This is a genomic window from Saccharothrix lopnurensis (assembly GCF_042658445.1).
Classification (GTDB): Bacteria; Actinomycetota; Actinomycetes; order Mycobacteriales; family Pseudonocardiaceae; genus Actinosynnema; species Actinosynnema lopnurensis.
Map to the genome: position 1 here is coordinate 13,815 of NZ_JBHSQO010000037.1, position 7,254 is coordinate 21,068.

The window sequence follows — 7,254 nt, forward strand, 5'->3', positions numbered from 1 at the left end:
CCGGCCCGCCGTTCGACCGGATCAGGCCACCGGGTGGAACGTGACGGTGAAACCGGTGCACTGGCGGCACTGCCGGACGACCTGGTTGCCCGGTTCGGTGTCGTGCCGGGACCACGCGTACGCCTTGGGGCAGCGGGAGGACAGGGCGTTGCTGTAGGCGGTCCTGGCGTCGCGGTTCGGGTTGGTGCACAGCATCGGCCTGCCGTCGGCCCACCGGGTCAGGTTCTCCGGCGGGCAGTACGGCAGCAGGTCCTCCGGGCAGCCCACGGCGGTGCACTCGGTGGAGCCGGGTGGCGTCACCCCGTCCCGGGCCTCGATCGTGATCGGCAGCGAGAAGGCGTTGACGTAGCTGACGTTGTACCAGGGCGCCAGCCAGTCCTTGCGGTCGAAGTTGAACTCGGCCAGGCTCGCGGGCCGCTCGCCGGTGGTGCAGCGGTCCGACAGGGGGCCGCAGTCGCCGACCCGGCAGCGGAACGTGCTGCCGGACGTGCCGGTGCAGTCCTGGCGGGCGAAGAACTTGCCGCGCCAGTGGTTCGGCGTGCCCGACTCGGGGATGGTGATGGTGGCCGACTGGCCGTGGGCCAGGGTGGGCAGGCCGGTCAGGGCGCGCGAGCCGTCGGCGTTGACCGTGCTGCCGATCCACACCGCGCGGCCGGACCGGTTGACGAAGGTGACGGTGTGGTCGGCCGCGGCGGTGACGGGCGGCGCGACCACGGCGAGGGCGGCGATCGCGGTGACCACCGCGCACAGGAACTTGCGCATCGCTCCTCCGGGACGGGTCAGGCGACGGACCGGTAGGCCACGCCGGTGGCGTTGGGCGTGGTGCCGTCGTAGAGGCCGGTCGGGCTGGTGCGCGTGGACAGCGAGAACCACGCGAACCGCTCCACGTAGGAGAGGCCGTTGAGCATGGCGCTGGAGCGGCGGACGAAGTCGGACTGCCGGGTCTGGTCCGGGTACACCGGCTGCGGGCCGGTGAAGTCGATCAGGCCGTACTCGGTGAGCCAGATCGGTTTGCGGTAGCGGTTGTGGACGGCCTGGACGTAGCTCTGGAGGTGCCCGGTGGCGGCGGCCGAGAAATCACTGCCGTACCAGTGCAGCGGGATGAAGTCGACGCGGTAGCCGCGCGCGGCGGCCCCGCTCATGAACCGGTCGAGCCAGCCGCCCGCGCGGTCGCCGCCGAACGCGACGGCGGGCGCGCCGAGCCTCATGCCGGTGGCCTGGAGGCGCGGCCACAGGGCCAGCGCCTGTTCGACCGACATGTTCGCCTGGCCGGCCATGTCGGGTTCGTTGAAGCCGAGCAGGGTCGTGCCGAGGGACCGGGCCCGGCCGAGCTGGGCGTCGGTGACCGCGCCCGCGCCCCAGATCATCGGCACGAACTCGACGCCGGGCGGTGGAGTGACGCCCTGCGTGTCGGACGCCCAGGTGTAGTACCAGCCGGCCCGCACGTCGACGAGCGCGGTGGAGACGCCGGGGTGGTTGTTGACGCTCACGCCCTTCTTCGTCGCGACGGCCGCGGCGGGGGTGGTGAGCACGCCGAGGGCGGTGAGCGCCGCCAGGGCGAGGGCGAGCAGTGGTCGTGGGCCTCGCATGCGCCTTGTTCCTCCATGATCGGCATGGTCGAACGGGAACCACGTGCGCGGCGACGGACGTGAGAGCGCTTCCACCAGGGTGGCCGGTGGTCTGGACCGCTGTCAACCGGCCGGGAGCGGGATCATGCGCAACGCTCGCGTTTTTCGAGGCGGGTCGGTGTTCGACCGCGAATTCGAGTCGAATTCTTTATCACGGGAAATTTTTTGTTCCGACGAGGTGCCCGGCTTTCGTGATCTGTTGTTGTCCGGCGCTTCGGAAGACTCTTCACGGGTTGCGCGGCCTCTGCTACGGTCCATTTATTGGGAGCGTCCCATAATCCGCCGCCACAGTGCTCCAACAGGAATCGGAGATGCCGGTGAAGTCATCTTCACAGCGATCCTGGAAACGGGGACCCCGGCGCGGGACCACGTTGGCGGCGGTGGTCGCCCTCGCCTCGGCGGTGGTGCTCGGCGCGGGTCCGGCCACCGCGGACGTCAGTGCCGCGGCACGGGTCGACAACCCGTACGCCGGCGCCTCGGTGTACGTCAACCCGGACTGGTCGGCCAAGGCCCGCGCCGACGGCGGGTCCGCCATCGCGAACCAGCCGACCTTCGTCTGGATGGACCGGATCGCCGCCATCAACGGCACGTCGGGCGCCCGCGGCCTGCGCGCGCACCTGGACAACGCGCTGAGCCAGGCCGCCGGGCGGCAGATGGTGGTCCAGTTCGTCATCTACAACCTGCCGGGTCGCGACTGCGCGGCGCTGGCGTCCAACGGCGAGCTCGGCCCGGACGACCTGCCCCGGTACAAGACCGAGTACATCGACCGGATCGCCGCGATCATGGGCGAGTCGAAGTACGCCAACCTGCGGATCGTGACGATCATCGAGATCGACTCGCTGCCCAACCTGGTGACCAACGTCGGCGGCCGGCCGACCGCCACGGCCATGTGCGACCGGATGCTGGCCAACGGCAACTACGTCAACGGCGTCGGCTACGCGCTGGCCAAGCTCGGCGCGATCGGCAACGTCTACAACTACATCGACGCCGCCCACCACGGCTGGATCGGGTGGGACGACAACTTCAGCGCCTCCGCGACGCTGTTCGCCCAGGCCGCCCGCGCCTCGGGCAGCACGGTCAACAACGTCACCGGGTTCATCTCGAACACGGCCAACTACGGTGTTCTCAAAGAGGACCACTTCACCATCAACGACACCGTGAACGGCACCTCGGTGCGCCAGTCGAAGTGGATCGACTGGAACCGGTACACGGACGAGCTGTCGTTCGTCCAGGCGTTCCGCACGCAGTTGATCAGCGCCGGTTTCCCGTCGAACATCGGGATGCTGGTCGACACCTCGCGCAACGGGTGGGGCGGCTCCCAGCGCCCGACCGCCAAGGGCCCGACCACCAGCGTCGACGCCTACGTGGACGGCGGCCGGTACGACCGGCGCATCCACCTGGGCAACTGGTGCAACCAGTCCGGGGCGGGCATCGGCGAACGCCCGCGCGCGAACCCGGCGAGCGGTGTCGACGCCTACGTGTGGGCCAAGCCGCCGGGCGAGTCCGACGGCGCGAGCCGGGAGATCCCGAACGACGAGGGCAAGGGCTTCGACCGGATGTGCGACCCTACCTACACCGGGAACGCCCGCAACGGCAACAACCGGCCGGGCTCGCTGGCCGACGCCCCGCTGTCGGGGCACTGGTTCTCCGCCCAGTTCCGGCAGCTCGTGGCGAACGCCTACCCGCGCCTCTGACGACCGGTCGCGCCCGGGTCGTGGGCGCGTCCCCGAGGGCCCTCGCAGCGTCGCGAGGGCCCTCGGGCACGTGCGCCGGGGGCGGCGGCGACGACGGCGCCCGGAGGCAATCCGTCCGGGTAAGGAGCGCCGGTCCGCGGTGCCGTGCGCCCCGGTCGGCGGCAGGATGGCGGGTATGCGACGCACCACCCTGCTCGTCGCCGCGTTCGCGGCCCTGTCCCTCCTGCCCGCCCCGGCCGCGGCCCACCCGGCCCGGACGACCGACGCGACCTACCACAACGACGCCGCCACCCCCGGCGCCGACCCGTTCGTGCTCTTCGACCGCCCCAGCGGCCACTACTACGCCTACTCCACCGAGGGCGCGGACCCCGGCCACCACTTCGCCGTCTACCGCTCGCCCGACCTCGCCACCTGGGAGCAGCTCCCCGGCGGCGCGCTGGTCGCCGGGCAGGACGGGGACTGGGCGCACGACTGGTTCTGGGCGCCCGAGGTCTACCACAACCCCGACACCGGCCTGTACTTCCTGTTCTACGCGGGCCGGATGAACCGCGGCGTGGCCGAGCACTTCCGGTACGCGGACTTCGAGGAGCCGTGCAAGGTGGGTGTCGCGGTGTCGCGCTCGCCGGCCGGGCCGTTCCGCGACATCGCCGAGGCGCCGCTGGACTACCACCCGTACGACCCGGCCTACCACGACGTCAACCTGATCATGGACGCCGAGCAGAAGAAGCCGCCCGCCACGCAGGAGGAGGGCCGCACCGCGCCGCTCGGCACCTACATCCCCTACATCGACCCCAACGTCTTCTTCGACGCCGACGGCCGGATCTACCTCTACTTCTCCCGCAACGCCTACCGGAACTGGGTGTGGGACACCGACCTCGGCAAGTACGTCGAGGAGTCCAACATCTACGCCGTCGAGCTGACCGGCGACTGGTGGCGCGACCCCACCGGCCGGACCATGCCCGCCATCGCGCCCGCGTACCGCGACAGCAACCGCGCGCCGGAGGACCCGCCGAACGTCCGCAAGGACGGCTACGTCCCCGTGCTGGCCCACGGCTCCGACAAGCAGGGGTGGGAGAACGCGCACGTCCACGACTACGCCGAGTCGGGTGGGCAGAGGAAGGACCGCCGCTGGGCCGAGGGCTCGACCACGATCCGGACCCTCGACGCGCGGGGCAACCCCCGCTACCACCTGACCTACTCGGCCAACAACTACGAGAACGAGTTCTACGGCGTCGGCTACGCGACGGCCACCGGGCCGCTCGGACCCTGGCGCAAGAGCCCCGCCAACCCGGTGCTGTCCCAGGACCCCGCCCAGGGCCTCTACTCGACCGGGCACGGCAGCGTCATCGGCTCACCGGACGGCGAGCAGCTCTACTACGTCCACCACGGGCGGCCGTCCACCACGTCGTCCCGCGCGCTGTACACCTCGCGCCTGCACCTCGGCGCGGAGGTGTCCATCGACGCGTCCACATCGGACGAACCGCTGCCGTCGGGGGTCGGGCCGCTGGGGATGCGGGCCGACGAGCGGGTGCTGCGCCCGCGCGCCGGCGGCTCGGCGACCACGACGGTGCGCGTGACGAGCGCGCGCGGCGGCGAGTTCGACCTGGCGAACCCGCAGAACCGCGTCCACGCGGTGCTGCGACCGGCCGACGCGGGGACCGTCGTCGTGCGGGGCGACCAGGTCACCGTCACCACCACCGGCCACCGGGCCGCCCGACTCACCCTGACCTACCAACGCCGACTGGCCGACGGCGGCTACCGCGACGTGGCCAACACCGGACCGCGCCACAGCACGCCCGTGCGGGTCACGATCCCCGTGTCGGGCCACCGCTGACCAGTGGCGCGGCCCGCTCTCGGGATCGACCGGGGGAGCGGGCCGCGCCCCGTCACGCGGAGTCCAGCGCCCCGACCCGCTCCCGGGCCGGTCCCGCGACCGCGACGGCGGCTCGGCCTGCTGCCGCGCGGGGGTTGCCGCCCAGCGCGTACCGGCCGTGCAACGGCGGATCGTCGACCAGGACGGCGGTGACCCCGGGCGCAGTCACGGCCGGCCGACGGGGGCATCCGTCTTTCCCTGGTCCTCTTGGCCGAGGCGCGACGAGGTGTCACCGCCCCGGCCCCCGCACCACCGGCGGGCCCCTGAAGATCCTCAGAAGATCAGGATGAGCAGCAGCATGATCCCCGCGACGATGGCGATCGGCACGATCGGCACGCTGCCGGGACGTCGGCGGTGGTGGCTCTGCACCGTGGTGGTGCGGAAGAAGCTGTGCGGCAGGCGACGGCGGTGCCGGCTGACCCAAGGCATGGTGCGCTCCCGATCTCGTCGAGGTCCGTGTTGGGCACCGGTTACCCGATCGGAGCGCTCCGGACACCTCGGTTCCCGTTGAGCGATCGCGCGGTGGAGGGCGGGCCGGGGTGAGGACCCCGGCCCGCGTCGCCCGGACCTCAGCGCACCTGGTGCAGCCACCCGTCCACGTCCGGCACCCGGCCGTGCTGGAGGTCGACCAGCGCCGTGCGCAGGCTGCGGGTCACCGGGCCCATCTCGCCGTCGCCCACGGTGAAGTCGCCCTCGACGTCCTTGACCCGCCCGACCGGCGTCACCACCGCCGCCGTGCCGCAGGCGAACACCTCGGTGATCTCCCCGGCCTCGCACTCGGCCCGCCACCCGTCCACCGACACCGGGCGCTCCGCCACCCGGTAGCCCAGGCGGGCCGCCACGCGCAGCAGCGAGTCGCGGGTCACGCCGGGCAGCAGGGTGCCGGTCAGCGGGGTGGTGAACACCTCCGCGCCCGGACCGCTGCCGCGCACGAAGAACAGGTTCATGCCGCCCATCTCCTCGACCCAGCGGCGCTCGGCGGCGTCCAGCCACACCACCTGCTGGCACCCGGCCTGCTGCGCCCGGCGCTGCGCCACGAACGACGGCCCGTAGTTCGCCGCGCACTTCACGTCGCCCGTGCCGCCGGGCATGGCCCTGGCCTGGTCGCGCGACACCAGCACCGACACCGGGCGCACCACGTCGCCGAAGAAGCCGCCCGCCACGAACGCCATCACCAGGAATCGGTACTCCTCGGACGGTCGCAGCATGAGGTTGGCGTCCGTGCCGAACATCAGCGGGCGCAGGTACAGGCTGTGGTCGGGGTCGTCGGACAGCTCGCCCTGGTCGGCGGCGACCACCGCGTCCACGCCCGCGACGTACAGGTGCTCGGGCAGGTCGGGCATCGCCAGGCGGGCGGCCGAGCGGTTGAAGCGGCGGGCGTTCTCCCACGGCCGGAACACCGCGACCGAGCCGTCCTGCTGCCGGAACGCCTTCATGCCCTCGAAGATCACCTGGCCGTAGTGCAGGCCGAGCGTCGCCGGGTGCAGCGAGAGGTCCGCCAGCGGCTGGAGGCCGCCGTCGTGCCAGCCCAGGTCGGGGGAGTAGCGCAGGCTGTACATGTGGCTGGTGAACGCGTCGCCGTGGCCGGGGGACTTGACGGCGGGCGCGGCGGCGACGGGCTTGTTCAGGACGGAGGTCATGACGGGCTCCTCTTGCGGCAGAAGGGAAGGGGGATCAGGCCAGGGGGGTGGAGAAGAAGGTCTCGCGCTCGCTGAAGCGGTCGTCGTCGGCGGCGAGGGTGAAGAACTCGGCGTAGCGCCAGCCGGCCGGGGTGCCGTCGCGCAGCACGCCCTCGAACGTGCCGCGCACCGCGACCCGGTCGCCCTCGCGCACCACCGACTCGACCCGGTGCGTGCTCTCCTCGATGACCCGCTCGTGGGTGTAGAAGTGGGCCACCTGGTGCCGCCCGACCAGCGGCGGGTAGCCGGGGCGGTGGTAGACGGCGTCCTCGGTGAACAGCGCGACGAGGGCGGGCACGTCGCCGGCGTCGATGCGCCGGTAGAACTCGTGCACCAGGGCGGTCGTGGTGGCCGGGGTGGTCAGGGCGGTGGTCACGGGG

The 7,254-nt window shown here is 72.2% G+C and carries 8 protein-coding genes; 2 read left to right on the forward strand and 6 right to left on the reverse strand.

Annotation, left to right across the window (positions count from 1 at the left end):
* Positions 1-21 precede the first annotated feature (21 nt).
* Together ACFP3R_RS27590 and ACFP3R_RS27595 are read right to left on the reverse strand one after the other, a co-directional pair.
* Positions 22-762, reverse strand: coding sequence for a thaumatin family protein (locus tag ACFP3R_RS27590; protein ID WP_380639858.1), 741 nt, complete (start codon positions 760-762; stop codon positions 22-24).
* A 17-nt stretch (positions 763-779) separates the two neighbouring features.
* Entirely contained in the window at positions 780-1,589 is an 810-nt protein-coding gene (locus tag ACFP3R_RS27595; RefSeq protein ID WP_380639860.1) for a glycoside hydrolase family protein, read from the reverse strand.
* Between the two features lie 419 nt (positions 1,590-2,008).
* Between ACFP3R_RS27595 and ACFP3R_RS27600 the strand changes: the two genes are divergently transcribed.
* Complete coding sequence (locus tag ACFP3R_RS27600) at positions 2,009-3,322, forward strand: glycoside hydrolase family 6 protein (RefSeq protein WP_380639862.1); 1,314 nt, start codon at positions 2,009-2,011, stop codon at positions 3,320-3,322.
* Positions 3,323-3,497: 175 nt separating this feature from the next.
* Positions 3,498-5,156: a family 43 glycosylhydrolase gene (locus tag ACFP3R_RS27605; RefSeq protein ID WP_380639864.1), complete on the forward strand. Its 1,659-nt coding sequence runs from the start codon at positions 3,498-3,500 to the stop codon at positions 5,154-5,156.
* Positions 5,157-5,208: 52 nt separating this feature from the next.
* Here the strand turns inward: ACFP3R_RS27605 and ACFP3R_RS27610 are convergent, their stop codons facing one another.
* The 4 genes from ACFP3R_RS27610 to ACFP3R_RS27625 form a co-directional block, all read right to left on the reverse strand.
* Positions 5,209-5,364 (reverse strand): hypothetical protein, encoded by a 156-nt coding sequence (locus ACFP3R_RS27610; protein WP_380639866.1) that lies wholly within the window; start codon positions 5,362-5,364, stop codon positions 5,209-5,211.
* A 104-nt stretch (positions 5,365-5,468) separates the two neighbouring features.
* Positions 5,469-5,624 carry a hypothetical protein gene (locus tag ACFP3R_RS27615; protein WP_380639868.1) on the reverse strand — a complete coding sequence of 52 codons (156 nt, stop codon included), beginning with the start codon at positions 5,622-5,624 and terminating at the stop codon, positions 5,469-5,471.
* Between the two features lie 140 nt (positions 5,625-5,764).
* A complete protein-coding gene (locus tag ACFP3R_RS27620) occupies positions 5,765-6,835 on the reverse strand; it encodes a branched-chain amino acid aminotransferase (protein WP_380639870.1) in 1,071 nt (356 codons plus the stop codon).
* Between the two features lie 34 nt (positions 6,836-6,869).
* Positions 6,870-7,250 (reverse strand): nuclear transport factor 2 family protein, encoded by a 381-nt coding sequence (locus ACFP3R_RS27625; protein WP_380639872.1) that lies wholly within the window; start codon positions 7,248-7,250, stop codon positions 6,870-6,872.
* Between the last annotated feature and the right edge of the window lie 4 nt (positions 7,251-7,254).